The sequence below is a fragment of the Caballeronia sp. LP006 genome (assembly GCF_031450995.1).
In the GTDB taxonomy this organism is placed as follows: Bacteria; Pseudomonadota; Gammaproteobacteria; order Burkholderiales; family Burkholderiaceae; genus Caballeronia.
This window is the reverse complement of record NZ_JARTVW010000004.1, coordinates 272,820-288,319: the sequence shown is the minus strand read 5'-3', so window position 1 is coordinate 288,319 and position 15,500 is coordinate 272,820. Positions and strand designations below refer to the sequence as shown.

The 15,500-nt window shown below is 62.1% G+C and carries 17 protein-coding genes; 12 read left to right on the top strand and 5 right to left on the bottom strand.

Features of this window, described 5'->3' with window-relative positions:
• Positions 1–24 precede the first annotated feature (24 nt).
• The 6 genes from P9250_RS11460 (at position 25) to infA (ending at position 4,987) form a co-directional block, all read left to right on the top strand.
• Positions 25–987 carry a LysR family transcriptional regulator gene (locus P9250_RS11460; RefSeq protein ID WP_250466796.1) on the top strand — a complete coding sequence of 321 codons (963 nt, stop codon included), beginning with the start codon at positions 25–27 and terminating at the stop codon, positions 985–987.
• 207 nt (positions 988–1,194) lie between these two features.
• Positions 1,195–2,178, top strand: coding sequence for a M23 family metallopeptidase (locus P9250_RS11455; protein ID WP_310393063.1), 984 nt, complete (start codon positions 1,195–1,197; stop codon positions 2,176–2,178).
• Positions 2,165–2,521 carry a hypothetical protein gene (locus P9250_RS11450; protein WP_244828388.1) on the top strand — a complete coding sequence of 119 codons (357 nt, stop codon included), beginning with the start codon at positions 2,165–2,167 and terminating at the stop codon, positions 2,519–2,521. The genes P9250_RS11455 and P9250_RS11450 overlap by 14 nt, the downstream gene beginning before the upstream one ends.
• Before the next feature lie 63 nt (positions 2,522–2,584).
• Positions 2,585–3,025, top strand: coding sequence for a polymer-forming cytoskeletal protein (locus P9250_RS11445; RefSeq protein WP_244828389.1), 441 nt, complete (start codon positions 2,585–2,587; stop codon positions 3,023–3,025).
• Positions 3,026–3,199: 174 nt separating this feature from the next.
• Entirely contained in the window at positions 3,200–4,177 is a 978-nt protein-coding gene (gene corA, locus P9250_RS11440) for a magnesium/cobalt transporter CorA (protein ID WP_244829707.1), read from the top strand.
• A 543-nt stretch (positions 4,178–4,720) separates the two neighbouring features.
• Complete coding sequence (gene infA, locus P9250_RS11435; RefSeq protein ID WP_244828391.1) at positions 4,721–4,987, top strand: translation initiation factor IF-1; 267 nt, start codon at positions 4,721–4,723, stop codon at positions 4,985–4,987.
• Positions 4,988–5,167: 180 nt separating this feature from the next.
• Here infA and P9250_RS11430 read toward each other — a convergent pair whose 3' ends face one another.
• From P9250_RS11430 to zwf, 3 genes are read right to left on the bottom strand one after another with little or no spacing between them, the layout of a single operon-like run.
• Positions 5,168–6,055, bottom strand: a complete 888-nt coding sequence (locus tag P9250_RS11430) for an HAD family hydrolase (protein WP_310393061.1) — start codon at positions 6,053–6,055, stop codon at positions 5,168–5,170.
• Positions 6,052–6,897 (bottom strand): ROK family protein, encoded by an 846-nt coding sequence (locus tag P9250_RS11425; RefSeq protein WP_250526624.1) that lies wholly within the window; start codon positions 6,895–6,897, stop codon positions 6,052–6,054. Before P9250_RS11425 ends, P9250_RS11430 begins: the two co-directional genes overlap by 4 nt.
• A gap of 17 nt (positions 6,898–6,914) precedes the next feature.
• A complete protein-coding gene (zwf, locus tag P9250_RS11420) occupies positions 6,915–8,495 on the bottom strand; it encodes a glucose-6-phosphate dehydrogenase (protein WP_310393060.1) in 1,581 nt (526 codons plus the stop codon).
• A 221-nt stretch (positions 8,496–8,716) separates the two neighbouring features.
• On the opposite strand from zwf, the gene P9250_RS11415 reads away from it, so the two are divergent.
• The 6 genes from P9250_RS11415 (at position 8,717) to P9250_RS11390 (ending at position 13,165) form a co-directional block, all read left to right on the top strand.
• A complete protein-coding gene (locus P9250_RS11415; protein ID WP_250466790.1) occupies positions 8,717–9,559 on the top strand; it encodes an arylamine N-acetyltransferase in 843 nt (280 codons plus the stop codon).
• 50 nt (positions 9,560–9,609) lie between these two features.
• Entirely contained in the window at positions 9,610–11,313 is a 1,704-nt protein-coding gene (locus P9250_RS11410) for a penicillin-binding protein 2 (RefSeq protein WP_310393057.1), read from the top strand.
• A gap of 124 nt (positions 11,314–11,437) precedes the next feature.
• Complete coding sequence (locus tag P9250_RS11405) at positions 11,438–11,770, top strand: hypothetical protein (RefSeq protein WP_250509951.1); 333 nt, start codon at positions 11,438–11,440, stop codon at positions 11,768–11,770.
• Between the two features lie 6 nt (positions 11,771–11,776).
• Complete coding sequence (locus P9250_RS11400; RefSeq protein ID WP_310393054.1) at positions 11,777–12,046, top strand: hypothetical protein; 270 nt, start codon at positions 11,777–11,779, stop codon at positions 12,044–12,046.
• A gap of 336 nt (positions 12,047–12,382) precedes the next feature.
• Positions 12,383–12,691: a hypothetical protein gene (locus P9250_RS11395; RefSeq protein ID WP_244828399.1), complete on the top strand. Its 309-nt coding sequence runs from the start codon at positions 12,383–12,385 to the stop codon at positions 12,689–12,691.
• A gap of 162 nt (positions 12,692–12,853) precedes the next feature.
• Positions 12,854–13,165 carry a beta-xylosidase gene (locus P9250_RS11390; RefSeq protein WP_250493265.1) on the top strand — a complete coding sequence of 104 codons (312 nt, stop codon included), beginning with the start codon at positions 12,854–12,856 and terminating at the stop codon, positions 13,163–13,165.
• Between the two features lie 63 nt (positions 13,166–13,228).
• Here P9250_RS11390 and P9250_RS11385 read toward each other — a convergent pair whose 3' ends face one another.
• Together P9250_RS11385 and P9250_RS11380 are read right to left on the bottom strand one after the other, a co-directional pair.
• Entirely contained in the window at positions 13,229–14,137 is a 909-nt protein-coding gene (locus tag P9250_RS11385) for a formate/nitrite transporter family protein (protein WP_244828402.1), read from the bottom strand.
• Between the two features lie 99 nt (positions 14,138–14,236).
• The gene (locus P9250_RS11380) at positions 14,237–15,268 is read right to left on the bottom strand and encodes a HoxN/HupN/NixA family nickel/cobalt transporter (protein WP_310394132.1); all 1,032 of its coding nucleotides are present in this window, start codon (positions 15,266–15,268) and stop codon (positions 14,237–14,239) included.
• Positions 15,269–15,500 lie beyond the last annotated feature (232 nt).

The following is a 15,500-nucleotide window of genomic DNA, read 5'->3' as shown; positions in this document are numbered from 1 at the left end:
GCGCCATAAAAACACCCGATCGATATGCAAAAACACACGAACTTCGATCTAAGCAAACTCAACTGGGACGACCTGCGCTATTTCCTCGAAGTTGCCCGCACGCAGCGCGCGAGCCACGCCGCCAAGCGGCTGGGCGTGGATTACACGACGGTCGCGCGGCGCATTCGCGTGCTGGAAGACGCACTCGGCGCGCTGCTCTTCGATAAATCGCGCAGTGGCGGTTTCGTCCTCACGGCGGAAGGACAACATCTGCTCGGTTTCGTCGATTCGATCGAGACCACGGTACAGTCCGCCACCGAGCAGATCGCCAACACGGGTCACGCGCTGTCCGGCCACGTGCGTGTCGGCTCGACGGAAGGTTTCGGCTGCTTCTTTCTCGCGCCGCAACTCGCGCGCTTTCAAGATGCGCATCCGAACATTTCCATCGATCTGCTGCCCGTGCCGCATTTCGTGAGTCTCTCGAAACGCGAAGCGGATATCGCCGTCACGCTCGAACGCCCGGAGCAAGGCCAGTACGTCTACACAAAGCTCTGCGACTACCGGCTCAAGCTCTACGCCACCGCCGAATATCTCGACGCGCATCCGCGCATCCAGACGAAGGACGATCTGCCGCGTCATCGTTTCGCGAGTTATATCGACGATCTCGCCTTCAGCTACGAGCTGCTCTATCTGGAGCGCGCGGTGCCGGGCGCGGTTTCGCGCTTTCGCAGCACGAGCGTGATCGGGCAGTACTTCGCCGCGTTGCAGGGCCGCGCGCTCGCCATCCTGCCGTGCTTCATGGCCGCGCCGGATGCGCGACTCGTGGCGGTGTTGCCGGAGCAAGTCGAAGTGACGCGGGCGTTCTATCTTTCTTGCCGCGAGGACTTGCGCAAGCTCAGACGCATCACGACAGTGTGGGATTACTTGCGCGAAGCAGCGGACGCCAACCGCGCGTTTCTCATGGGCAGCGACTCGAACATGACGTGGGTCGACGTCAAGGCATCCTGATTAATTCCGAGAGAAATAAGGCAAAAAACGGAATTCGTAGCATTTTGATTCGAGACCTCAAATACGCGCATTCGTGCGGCATAATCGCCGGCCGGTTTCCATGTTCGATCCGCGCCGCGATCCTCCTATCCTCATGCTTTCGCCTAGTTTCATCCTGCTTCAATCCGCATGGGCTCACGACGCCCGTTCTGCTCGCGCGTCTCGCTAATGGCTTTCGTCATCTGGTCACGGCGATCGGTATCGAGCAAGCGCATTCGCTTCGTCGAAGCGCGTACCGCGCGTGCAATCGCCGTCGTCGCGCTGATCGCGCTGCTCATCGCGGCGCTCGCGCTCGGCATTGCCATCGGCACGATCTTCGGGCGTAGTCATCTCGGCGAGGAACACGCGCTCGTCTCGCGCAATTCCTACGAGATCGAACAACTCGGCCGTCTCAATGCCTCGCTGATCGAACTCGCGCCGCGCGTGGAAAGTCTTGCCGCGCAAGTCGGCGAACTGCACGATTTCGACGCTCACCTCAAGGCCGCGAACGGCGGCGAGGGCGGAGCACCCGGTGTCCACGACGTCCCGCCGCTGCCCGATAGCGACGAAGGCGGCCCCGCACTCGATGGCGCGGGCGGCCCCGAATTGCCGCCGCATCTTTGCGATACGAACAGCAGCGCGACCGGCTCGCCCCGGCAGCGCATGAAGCGCGCCGAGCAGATCATCGACTGTATCGGCGACAAACTCTCGCTGCTCCAGGACAAGACCTTTGCACACTACGCTGCCTACATGGCCTACCCCGGCCGCGATCCCGCGCCGGGCTCGCACTTCGGCTCGCCTTACGGCAATCGCTTCGACCCGTTCACCGGCAGGCTCAGTTTCCATCCCGGCATGGATCTGGTCGCGCCCACGGGCACACCCATTTTCGCGAGTGCGGGCGGTCGCGTGGTCCAGGCCGGCGAGCATTCCGGCTATGGCAATGCGGTGGATATCCGTCACAGCAACGGCGTCGTCACGCGTTACGGCCATGCATCGAAACTGCTCGTGCATCAGGGCGAGTACGTGATGCCGGGACAAGAGATCGCCGAAGTCGGTTCCACGGGGCGTTCGACCGGACCGCATCTGCACTTCGAGGTGATCCTCGATGGCGCGCAGATCAATCCGAAGCCCTATCTCATGCTTTTCAGGGGCATCGCTCATGCGCAAGGCTGATTCCAAACGGGCGTCGATGCAACTCGCGCGCCACACCTACTCGCTCACGCCCAAGCGCAGTCTCGCGTTCGTACCGGGCGTCATCGCCGCGGTCTGCGCCATCGCCGCGCTCGGCGCTGCCGGCTATTCGCTCAAGACTTCGCACGAACAGGCGCGCAAGCTCGACGTGCTGTGCGCGCCGCCCGCCCCCGAACAGACGTTGCGCGATCAACTTCAGCATGCGCAATTCGCGCTCGAACAGGAAGCCGCGACGCGCACGGCGCTCGAACAACGCGCGGCGCAGGCCACCGCGCAGATCGAGAAATTGCAGACCGATCTCGCCTTCCTCAAGAAACAGCGTTGATGCGCTTCTCGCCGCGCCGCCGGCGTCGCTCGTCACATCCAAACAGCATTGCAAGGACTCGATATGTTTTCATCGAAGAAAGACACTCAAGGCGTGAAGCAAGCCAAGCTCGCCACGCTCATCGCGCATAACGTTCATATCTCGGGCGACCTCGAATTCAGCGAGGGCCTGCGCATGGACGGTCAGGTCACTGGCAACGTGACGGGCCGCATGGGCGACGAGTCGCTGCTCGTCGTGAGCGATCAGGGCGCGATTCACGGCAACGTCGTCGCGCACGATGTGATCATCAACGGACGCGTGGTCGGCGACGTCACCGTCGCGAATTTCGTCGAGCTTCAGTCCAACGCTCACGTGCACGGCAACATCTATTATCAAAAGTTGCGCATGGATGTCGGCGCGACCGTAGAAGGCAAGCTGACTCGGCTCGATTCGATGCAAGGCGGCCTCGTCGCCACGCTGCCCGCGCCCGAACCCATTCCCGTGCTCGATTACTCGGCGAAATAAGGCGTCGCGTTCTTGCAGCAAGGGAAACAGCGAGCATGCAAGGCGAGGCATTTCCGCTAAGATTCGAGAGATGAAGAGGCCACGCGCTCGCGCCCTCGCATGTCGCTCGTACATGACGCGGCCCGAGCGCCCATCGACGCGTGGCCCGTGACATCGACACAACAAGGGCGCCCCATGCTGGTCAATTGCGCGGCTTATCAAAACGGCCGGAAGCTCGCGGACGTGCATATCGACGATATCAACGCTTATCGCGATCTGCCCGATTCTTTCATCTGGGTTGCATTGAAGGAACCTGGTCCCGGCGAACTCGCCCACATGACGCATCAGTTCGGCTTGCACGAACTCGCGGTTGAAGACGCGCAAAACGGGCATCAACGTCCGAAGATCGAGGAATACGGCGATTCGCTATTCGCCGTGTTCCACACTGTCGAGTTCGATGAAGAAGGCGAAGTGCTCGTTGGCGAGATGAACGTATTCGTCGGCAAGAACTATGTGCTCTCGGTGCGTAACCGGACAACGCAAGGCTTTCAGGAAGTCAGAAAGCGCTGCGAGCGCGAGCCGCATTTGCTCAAGCACGGTCCGGCGTTCGTGATGTACGCGCTGCTCGACGCGGTGGTCGATCGTTACTTTCCCGTGCTGGAATCGCTCGGCTCGGAACTCGATGAAGTCGAGGAGCGCATCTTCGAACAGAACGGCTCGACGGCTTCGCGCGAGATCATCGAAGATCTCTATTCGCTCAAGCGCCGCATGACGATCCTGCAACATCACACGGCACCGTTGCTCGAAGCAGTCAGCAAACTGTATGGCGGACGCTCGCCGGGGGTGTGCGCGGGCATGCAGGAATATTTCCGAGATGTGTACGATCACTTGCTGCGAATCGTGAAGACCATCGAAGGACGTCGCGAAATGATCGTCACCGCGATACAGGTGAATCTCGGCCTGATCGCGCTCTCGGAAAGCGAAGTAACCAAGCGTCTCGGTTCGTTCGCCGCGCTCTTTGCCGTACCGACCATGATCGCCGGCATCTACGGGATGAACTTCCATCGCATACCCGAGCTGGACTGGGCTTACGGCTATCCTGCGTGTCTTGCTGTCATGCTAGCGGTGGATTTAGTACTATATTGGCGCTTCAAGAAGGCAGGTTGGCTATAATGCTGTCTTGCAGAGCTCGCGCCTGGCGCCAAAACGGAACCAAAACGCGATTTCATTTGTCTAACAGAACATGTCGGCGCGAGGGGCTTCAGGGTCTGTCGGCAGGCTCACCGGTTCAGAGCTGGTAGCTTGAATTGACGCGAAACGGCCTCATATTTCCTCTAGACTGTTGCCAGCGCGCATTCGACACGTTCACTCTAAGCTTCACCTGTACCGCACCAACTGCACGTCGGCAAAAATTCAAGGTCCTGCACGGCCTTGGCCACGCCGATGTCGCCGTCCCGGTCATGCCGGCCAGGCGCTCACTTCCGAGCCGCCATGTCGTTCCGGCCTCTGTCCGTCAAGCTCTCGGGCCTGAATTGAGACGCGGCGCGCTCATCGTCAGGGGCGCGTCGGGCACCGCTTTCGCGCTTTGTTTGCGATGCACGCCGCCCTGCAGCGACCACGCCCGTGCAGCGCCGCCCGCCTTTTTGGCGACTTCCGCGGCGAGGCACTATGGCAACGGCGCGGCACCCATGATTACTACTTCAACAGGAGCTCCATATGGCGAAAGAAGAACTACTCGAACTCGACGGTATCGTTGATGAAGTGCTTCCCGACAGTCGCTACCGCGTGACGCTGGACAATGGCGTCGTCGTGGGCGCATACGCCTCGGGCCGCATGCGCAAAAACCACATTCGTATTCTCGCGGGCGACCGCGTGACGCTGGAATTGTCGGTGTACGACCTGACCAAGGGCCGCATCAACTTCCGGCACAAGGACGAACGCGCAGGCAGCGGCGGCCCGCGTGCGCCGATGCGCCGTCGTTAAGCAGGAACGTCGTACATGCGGTAACGGTTTGATCAGGAACGCGCCCGCCCGATCCGCGGCAAACGCGTGCATTACCTTGAGCGGATCTTCACAACTTCGACGCGGCCGCTAGCCAGCCCGGTCGGGCAAACCGCCACGGCTGCGCCACGCGTCGATGTCTGTACATTTCGCTTAATCGAGCTATCGAGCGGCCCGCATCGCCAATATGGCGTCGAGGCCGATAGCGAAACCGTCTTCGTCATTGCTTGCCGAAACCAGGCTCGCGCGCCGTTGCACGGCCTCCGACGCTTGCCCCATGGCAATCGACACACCCGCGATCTCGAACATGGCGACATCGTTGCCCATGTCGCCGAGCACGGCCACACGATCCAGCGGCACATTCGCGCGCTTCGCCAGCTCGCGCACGGCGTCGCCCTTATTAGCTTCGAGGCTCGTGACATCGAGGTAATAGGTTTGCGAACGCGCCGCGTGTGCGCGATCCTTCAGCCGCTCCTCCAACCGTTTCTCGACCTGTTCGATCAGCGTCGCATTCGAAGTCGAACCGACGATCTTGTCCACCGCCGACAGATCGAGTTCGTCGAAGCGCTGTACGCGCACGCCTTCGTAGCCCACGGTGCGCGTTTCGAGCGGCACGTATTCGCCATCGGGATTGGTCAAGTACCAGTTATCGTCGATGAACACCCAGGCATCCACGCCCGTTTCGGCAAGCGTGTCCAGCGCGGTCTGCACGGCATCGCGCGGCAGTTTGTGCGCGGCGAACGTTTCCCACGTTCCCGGCTGAACCAGACTGCCGCCGTTGTAGGACCCAAACGGCAAATCCACGCCTAGCGCCTTCACGATATGACGCATGCCCTTGCCCGGCCGGCTGCTCGCCACCGTGAACTGCACGCCCGCTTCGCGCAGGCGCCGCACGGCGTCGACGGCTTTGTCGCCGAGCGTCTTGTCGGTGTAGAGCAGCGTGCCGTCGCAATCGGTGACGACGAGTTCGACCTTCGCGAGCGCCTCGAACGCGGCGGCGCCGTCGCCGGTTGCGCTATGGAGGCCGTAGCGGATATCGGCGGCGCTCATGCTTGCGCTCCCTTTTCCTTGTCCGCGTGCTGCGCATTGAAATGCGGCAACTGACGCGTTTCCCGCACGGAACGCGGATGCCAGAGCTTCGCGCCGCCTTCGATGCCCGCCGCGTTCGACACCACCGCCACGTTCGGCGGTAACTCGAACTTCAGATTCGCGGCATTGCCGCCGCCGATCCACAGCTTGTCGTAATTCACGAGCGACGACAGAATGCCGATGACCTTCTGAACGCGCTTGTTCCAGCGTTTATTGCCCGCCTTCTCGCGCGCCGCCGCGCCGATGTATTGGTCATACGCGTCGCCCTTCTTCGACACTGGATGATGCGCGAGTTCCAGATGCGGCATGAGTTCGCCGTCGCGAAAGAGCGCGGTGCCGGCGCCGGTGCCAAGCGTCAGCACGAACTCCAGGCCGCGCCCTTCGATAGCCGCGAGCCCCTGCATTTCGGCATCGTTGATCATGCGCACGGGCACGCCGCCGACGCGCTGCGAGATCAAATCCGCGAGCGGGATGCCGTTCCAGTATTCGTTGCCGAGATTGGGCGCGGTCAGGACGACGTTGTTGCGCACCACGCCCGGAAAGCCGATGGAAATATGCGTCGGCGGTTCGGCAACGAGCGGCTCGACCAGCTTGATGAGCGTATCGACGAGCACTTCGGGCGTCGCCGGATGCGGCGTTGCCACGCGCAGGCGATCGCTCTTCATTTCGCCTTCTTCCGAGATGATCGCGGCTTTCAAGCCCGTGCCGCCCACGTCGATGGCGAGAATGCGCTCGGCGCGCGCGGCGCCTTTGTCGATGGTCGTGCGGCTCTTGGTTTTTTTCGCTACGGATGTCGTGCTCACGCTTTTCGTCCCCTTGATCAGTCGGTTTTCTTGATGGTGTCGATAAGCGAGCGCCACGCGCGGCCATCGGCTGCGAGCAGCTTGTCGGATGCCTCGGGCCCCGCGCTACCGGCCGGATAGCCGTGCACCTCGACCTCGCCGTCATGCGGATGCAGTACGTCGTCCACCGCGGCCCATGCCGTCTCGATGCTGTCCGCGCGCTGAAACAGCGTCTCGTCGCCGAGCATGCAGTCGTAGAGCAGCGTCTCGTAACCGACGTTGGCGCGCTCCGCGAAGAAATCGCCGTAATTGAACGCCGAGCGCACCGCGCCGATCTGCATGATCGGTCCCGGCACCTTCACGTTGAAGTCGAAACTCGTGCCGTGCGCCGGATCGATACGCAGCGTGAAGACGTTGGGCGTGAGTTCATCGACGGGCGTGTCGCGGAACAGGCGAAACGGCACGGCCTTGAGATAGATCGAAATCTCCGTGCGGCGCTCGGTTAAACGCTTGCCAGTGCGCAAGTAAAACGGCACGCCCGCCCAGCGCCAGTTGTCCACATAGACGCGCGCCGCGGCATAGGTTTCGGTGCGGCTGTCTTTCGCGACGCCGTCTTCTTCCTTGTAACCCTTGCCCGCAGGACCGGCCTCGTACTGGCCGAATACGACGTCTTTAGGATGCAGCGGCACGATTGCATCGAACACCTCGGCTTTCTTGTCGCGCACGGTCTCGGCGTCGAAGGAATTGGGCGGCTCCATTGCCACCATGCCGAGCAACTGGAACAGATGGTTCGGCAGCATGTCGCGAAATGCGCCGGTCTGTTCGTAGAAGCTGCCGCGCCCTTCCACGCCGATGGTTTCCGCCGCCGTGATCTGCACGTGATCGATGTACTCGCGCCGCCACATCGGCTCGAACATGGCGTTGGCGAAGCGCACGGCGAGAATGCTCTGCACCGTGTCCTTGCCGAGAAAATGGTCGATGCGATAAACCTGCGACTCCGACGCATACGAAAGAATGCAGCGATTGAGCTCCTGCGCCGTGGCCAGGTCGGTACCGAACGGCTTCTCGATGACGAGGCGGCGGAAGCTGCCGTCCTTCTCTTCCAGCAGGCCCGCGCTGCCGAGATGCTCGACGATAGGCCCGAAGAACCGCGAGCTCACCGCCAGATAGAACACGACGTTGCCGCCCTTGGCCTTCGCGAGCCGGCTTTTGAGGCGCTCGAAGGTTTCGTCTTCGGTGAATTCGCCCGCGAAGTATTCGAGCCGCTCGGTGACCCAGCTCCACGCTTTTTCGTTGAGTTGCGACGTGTGGAACGTGCTCGCTTTGTCGGCGGCGAACTTGCGTAGCGACTGCGTCAGCTCATCGCGCCAGTCGGCGGTTTCGCGCTCGCCGTGATTGACGCCGATGATCTGCATGCCGTCGTCGAGCAGGCCATCCGATGCGAGGTTGTAGAGCGCGGGCATCAGGAGCCGCTTGGTGAGATCGCCGCCCGCGCCGAAGATGACCAGCGTGCAAGGCGGCGCGGGATGCTTGCCGGCAAGCGGCGTGGCCTGTTCCGGCTTTTGCCCGCTCAATTGCGTTGGATTCGATTGCTGTGCTTCGTTGTTCTCGTTCGGCATGACTCGTTCGCCCCTTGATCGTTTTGTGCAGTACTCAGGACAGACCCCGAGCGACGCGGCACAGTTCAAAAGCTTGCAGTGCTTTGCGGTAGAAGCAATAAAAACGTATGGTTTTTGTAATTCGCAACCTTACGTGTCGTAAAATATGCGCGCCAGCGGCGTGGGTACGGGCGGTGCGGGGCATGCGTCATCATCAACCATCAATGCGACACGGACCTCACATGAATGCCGACGATACCAAGATCGACCTGCCCGCCTATTACAAACGCATCGGCTACGAACAAACGCAGCATACGGCGGCCACGCTCGAAACACTGCGCGCCCTGCATGCGCTGCACCCGCAAGCCATCCCGTTCGAAAATCTCGATGTCCTGCTCGGCCGTCCCGTTCGCCTAGATCTTGCCTCGGTTCAGCGCAAGCTCGTGACCAATGCGCGCGGCGGCTATTGTTACGAACACAATCTGCTGTTCCGCAGGGTACTAGAAGCGCTCGGTTTTCGCGCGCGAGGTTACGCGGGACGTGTGCTGTGGGGCCGCGACGATCCCGCCATGCCGCCGCGTGCCCACATGCTGCTGATCGTCGATCTCGACGAAGGTCCCTTCCTCACGGATGTCGGTTTCGGCGGCATGACGCTCTCCGCGCCGCTCGCGCTCAAGTCCGGGCTTGAACAGATCACGCCTCATGGCGCGTTCCGGCTCGACGGCATCGAAACCGGAACCATGCTGCCGGGCTACATCCTGAACGCCTATATCGACGGCGACTGGAAGCCGGTCTATCGCTTCGACCTCGATCCGCAATACGACGTCGACTACGAGATGTCGAACCATTTCGTGTCGACTTACCCGAGTTCCGTCTTCGTGAACAACCTGCTCGCGGCACGTCTTGCGCCCGGCAAGCGTTACGGGCTTTTCAACCGGCGCCTGAGCGTGCACGACGACCGCGAAGGCACCAGTCATCGCGAACTGAAGACGATAGAAGAACTAAGGCGTGTGCTGTCGGACGAGTTCGCCATTCGTCTGCCGGATGCCGCCGATCTCGATGGCGCGCTCGCGCGGCTTCCGTAACGCATCGAGCGCAACGCCGATCCCACTCCCAGCACACGCACGAGACCACGATGCTCAAGAAAAAGACGCGCGGCGGCAGCGATTTTCAGACTCATCATCGCAGTACGATGCTCGCGCGGCAGTTGCCCGCGTGGCGTTCGCAACTCGTGGTGATCGGCCTTGCCGCGGCTTTTTCCGCGCTCGCCGGACGAGCGGCGTGGGTGCAGGTGGTCGACCGCGAGTTCTATATCGGCGAAGGTCAGAAGCGCTATCAGCGCACGCTCTCCTTGCAGGCGACGCGCGGAAAGATAGTGGACCGTCACGGCGCCATGCTCGCCGTCAGCCTGTCGACGTATGAAGTCTGGGCAAGCCCGAAACTCTTCGATGGCACGCGCGGCGACGACATTGCCCAACTGCTCGGCATGCCCGCGCGCGATTTGCAAAGACGCGTCGAAACCGGACGCAGCTTCGTGTTGCTCCGGCGGCAAGTGGAGGCCGAGACAGCGGAGAAGATCGCGCAGATTGGGCGCGCGGGCATCACGCTCGTGCCGGACACCAAGCGCTTTTATCCGGAAGGCGAATCGGCGGCGCATATCGTCGGCTTCACCGACAACGAGGACAACGGTCAGGAAGGCGTGGAACTCGCGGCGAACGCGCGTCTGACAGGCGAAGCGGGTCAGCGCGAAGTGATTCGCGACCGGCTCGGGCGCGTGATCTCGCAGATCGGCGAGCCCGACTTGCCGCAAAACGGCGAGACCATTGCGCTCACCATCGACCGGCGCATTCAGCAGCTTGCGCATACGCATCTGAAGGCGGCGATTGCGAAGCATCGGGCGCGCGCGGGCAGTGTCGTCGTGCTCGACGCCAAGACCGGCGAAGTGCTCGCGCTCGCCAACTATCCGACCTTCGATCCGAACGACCGCAGCCATTTGACCGGAGAGCAACTGCGCAATCGCGCGCTCACCGATACCTTCGAGCCCGGCTCCACCATCAAGCCGCTGGTCGCCGCGTTGTCCATCGACCTCGGCAAGACGCGGCCGGAGACGCGCATCGATACGTCGCCCGGCACGCTCAAGATCGGCCCGAACGTGATCCACGATACGTCGAATCACGGCGTCATCACCGTGTCGGAGGCGGTGCAGATGTCGAGCAACGTCGCGCTCACGAAGCTCGCGCTGCAGATTCCCGCGCAGACCATCTGGGACAAGTACCGCGATTACGGCATCGGCCGCGCGCCGGAGCTGACTTTTCCGGGCGCGGCGGTCGGCAGGTTGCGCGCGCCCGAGCGCTGGAAGCCGATCGAGCAGGCGACCATGGCTTATGGCTACGGCATGTCGCTGTCGCTCGTGCAGATTGCGCAAATCTATACGGCCTATGCCGGCGACGGGCGCTTTCACGCAGCCACGCTGATTCAGGGCGAAACGCGCCGCGACCCGTTGCAGGTCACGAAGCCCGCCACCGCGAAGGCCGTGCGCAACATGCTGGAAATGGCGATGGGACCGAACGGCACCGGCCGCGCCGCCGCGGTCGAAGGCTATCGCGTGGGCGGCAAGACCGGCACGGCGAGGAAGCAGATCGGGCGGTCGTATGCGGCGAACAAGTATCGCGCGTCGTTCGTCGGCATCGCGCCGATGAGCGATCCACGCGTGATCGTCGCGGTAATGATCGATGAGCCGTCGGGCACGACGTATTACGGCGGGACAGTGGCGGGGCCGGTGTTCTCTGGCATCGTCGGCGCGACGTTGCCATTGCTGGGCGTGCCGCCGGATGCTTGAGCGGGCGCGCACTTTGCTGCCCAATCATCGAGCGCGAACCTTGCCGCATGTCCGCCTTATCGAACTGTAAAGGCCCTGTGCTCTAATGCGGGTTCGCAGAGAACAACGGTCATTCGGGAGACTCATGAAGAAATTTGTCGCGGCGCTAGCGCTGCCTTTGCTCATTACCGCGTGCGGCCGTTTTCATAACGCCGATGCCGGGCAACCCGAAGTCGAAGCCGCATCCACGGATAACCGGGTCGGCGAAATCGTCCAGTGCATCACCGACGAAGCAAAGAAGCACGACACCAAATACAAGTCGACGCCAATCCCGCAGGGCACCATGCTCGAATTCGGCGATTCTAACGTCGTCAAGGTCCGCTACGACAACGGCGAGACCACGTACCGCTTTTATCCCGGCGAGCGCCACGCATCGAATCTTTGGATCGAAGGCGCTGGCAAGAAGTGCGCGCCCTGAGTCCAAATGCGCTCGACCAAAGCCATCAACGCCGTCGAACGGCTTAAAACGCGTAGCGGCAACGTGCACTATGCGGCCGTCTCCATGCCCGGCGGCTACTTCTATCTAATCGAACGATCGGCGGAAGGCTCGCGCAAGATCTCCGAGCCAATGCCAATGGACGATTTCGTCGCCTTCGTCAACGCGCGCGAGCCCGGCAAGCCGCGCAAGGTCAGCAAGCTCGACGAGGCGCTCGAAGCGCAGATCAGCCGCAGCGGCAAGCGCGCGTCCGAGTAGCGATTTCGTCTTCGCGGGTAGTCCCGCATCCTTCCGAATCTCATCAGCCCTTTGCGCGGCGCAGCGCACATAGCGCCGCACCGCGCCTGCTTGAATGTGCGATGCCAGACGGAGCGCCGCCTCGCCGTTTGCGACTATTTTTTCAACGATTCGCAAGGCGTTGACATGGGGATGTCGTCGCCGCACGCGTCGTGAAAACAAAGACGAGTAAGGGGCGCTCACGACGGTTCGACTAGAACCGGCGTGGGTGATCGGGGTACGGGGTGAAGCGGCCACGGCGTAGCGCAACGATGAGCGAATTCATCGCGCGCTTGCCTGCCGAGAGGAAGACCACAAATGAAAAAAAAGAAAAGTGAGACCAAGGGCAGTCTCTTGCCCTCGGCCATGGCGGATCTCGAACTTCAGCATATCGAGCGCGCAGTCGCGCAGCTTCGCACGATGAACAACCAGTCTTCCGGCACGCTCAACGTGGACTATTGGCGCGAGCGGCTTGCGGCGGTATCGGCGGGATTCGCGCTCGTGCCGGCGCAGAAGCAGCGCATCGAAGCGCTTTCGACGGCGCTCGATTCCGTGAGCAGCAAAGGGCCGAGCGGCCCGGGAAGCCGCAAGAAATCCACGAACAGGCTGTGGGCGAAAGCGGCCTAAAAACCGCTTTCGCCACTCGCGCCGGGCGGCGCGAAATTCCGCGCTGCGGCGCGCGCTATTGTCATATCCGTTCACGCGAAAGCTGCGCGAGGGGTTCCCGGTGCTCACTGCCGGGCATCGTTCCTGCTCGATGAAAGGTCATCGATTCATACAGGGAACGCCATGTCCAACACATCACACCGCACCTCGAAGATGGTCGCTGCTATCGTTGCCATCGGCACGACGGTGTTCAGCCCTTACGGCTTTGCGCAGATCGTCCAGGGCTCCGGCTCCGACTCGCAAGACAGTCGCGCCTCGGATTCGACTTCGCGTGCGAATCCGGCGGGCGTGACGGTGCATGAGTCGCAAAAGCCGCAATCGAAGGATGCGGCGGGCGCGGCGCGAGGCCCCAGCGCCGGCAAGGATCACAAGACCGATGGCGCGGGCGGGTTCAACAACGGTCTATACGGCACGGGAGCTGGCAACAATAAATAAGGCGTGTGGTCGGATAGCGACCAGGGCGTTGCCGGTTATCCAGCGCCCTGTGCCGCCTATCCGTTACTTCTCGCCTTGCGGCGTTCCCTCGATTTCCGGCGCAATGGCCGCGTGATTCACGATCGCCACGAGCGATATCCCGCCGAGCATATTGCCGATCACGGTCGGAATCATAAAGACCAGAAAGTAATCGCCGATACTCGCCGCGCCGATCATCACCGCATAGGCCGCTTCCACCGATCCCGCGATCACGTGCGTCAGCTTGCTCACGGCAACCGTGTAGGTGACGATCAGAATAGTCAGCAGCCGCGCCGAGCGCGCGCTCGGCAGCAGCCAGACCATCAACGCGATCAGCCATCCCGAAAACACGCCGCGCACGAGCGTCACGCCGAAGTCGGCGGAAAACGGCATCTCGGCGACGTGGGCGAGCGCTTCGGTGACTTCCGGCGAGAAGACGCCCTTGATCTGCAGAATGCCCGCGAAAATTGCCGTGCCGACAAGGTTGAAGACGAGCACGATCGCCCAAAGCCGCAGTGTCTTGAACAGCGTCTTCATATCGCGGCGCGTGAGCACCGGCAACACAGCGGTCAGCGTGCTCTCGGTGAACAACTGCTGGCGTCCGAGCACGACGAACACGAAACCGATCGTATAGCCGAAGCTCGACACGAGCGAACGCCAACTCGTCTCCGGTAACGAGCTTTCGAGAATCGCCTGGACGAGAAACGAGAAACCCATCGAAAGGCCGGCGGCAAGCGCCGACCACATCAGCGCGCCGAAGGTCCGCTCCATCGCCGCCTCGCCTTCTTCGCGGACGATTTCATGAACGACGAGCGCATGCGGCGTCGAATGCTCGGCCGCCTGTTCACGCTCGGCGTTATCGAGGTTGGGCGACTGTGCGCCAGCGGAACTTTCCTTGGGAGAAGCTTCGGTGGATGTTTCTTCTTGCTGCGCGCCGGGTTTCGGCTGTGACATGTTTTTCTCCCTGAAAGCCGCTCGATGCAGGGATCGGATGAGCGGCGGCGAAGCTTTCAAGCAGAAAGAATGCCCGACGAGTCAGTTTGAAGACATTTTCTAGCGGACGATGCCGCCATCGAGCGAATCATAGCCGCGCCACTTGTAGATCAGCGCTGAGATAAGCCAGCACGCGGCGAAGAGACCGACGATTGCATAACCAAACGCGCCGAAGTGTTCGGAAAGCACGGCGACCGCGTCCCACAGTCCGCCCTTCAGTTGCAACCGGTCGGCGATCAACCCGAGCGCTTCGATGCCGCCTATCAGCACCGCGATCAGCACCGAGACCAGCGTGACCGTGAGGTTGTAGTAGAGCTTGCGGATCGGCTTCATGAAAGCCCAGCCATAGGCGCCGACCATGAGCATGCTGTCGGCGGTATCGATGAGCGACATGCCCGCGGTGAAAAGCACCGGAAACACGAGGATCGACCACACCGGCATGCCGCGCGCGGCTTCCGCGGCGGCGATACCCATGAGGCCGATCTCGGTCGCTGTGTCGAAACCGAGTCCGAAGAGAAAGCCGAGCGGATACATATGCCAGCTTCGACTGATGAGGCGGAAAAGCGGCCGGGCGATGCGCGCGATCGGTCCGCCGCCCGCCATCAGCAGATCGGCGTCGTCGTCGCGCCATGCTTCGCCGCGACGCACGCGCCCGAATGCGCGCCAGACGCCGCGCAGCACGAACAGATTCATCGCCGCGATGGCGAAGAGAAAAAGGGCGGAGACGGACGTCCCGATCACCCCGCCGATCTCACGATACTGCGCAAAGCGGCCCTGCACGGCGAACGCGGTCGCGGCAATGAGCGCGCTCGCCACCACGACGACCGTCGAATGGCCGAGCGAAAAGAAGATGCCGACGCCAAGCGGACGCTTACCCTGCTGCATCATCTTGCGCGTGACGTTATCGATGGCGGCGATGTGATCGGCATCCACGGCATGGCGCAGTCCGAGCGAATACGCCAGCAGCGACGTGCCGAGCAGCACCGGATAGTGCCGGAACGCGACGAGCGCCCAGAGCCACGCGAGCACATTGAAGACGATGAGCCCGGCAAACATGCGCGTCGACTTGCGTCGCAGACTGAAAGCGCCCATTCGCCCGGCAGTCTCGATGCCCGCGCTGTGACTCGGGTTGGCGTCTCTGTCGTGAAATCGGGACATGTCGGTGGATTTGGGGCCACAAAGGGTCAAAGGATACCGCGCTTCGATGGGCGGCCAATAATCGGCGCGGCCACTCCCGCGCGTTCGGCGCGTTCACCGGCAATCACGTGACCTGCCGCATATATGACTTTTTGCCTATTCCTATTCGCTGAGCGGGGAAAACATA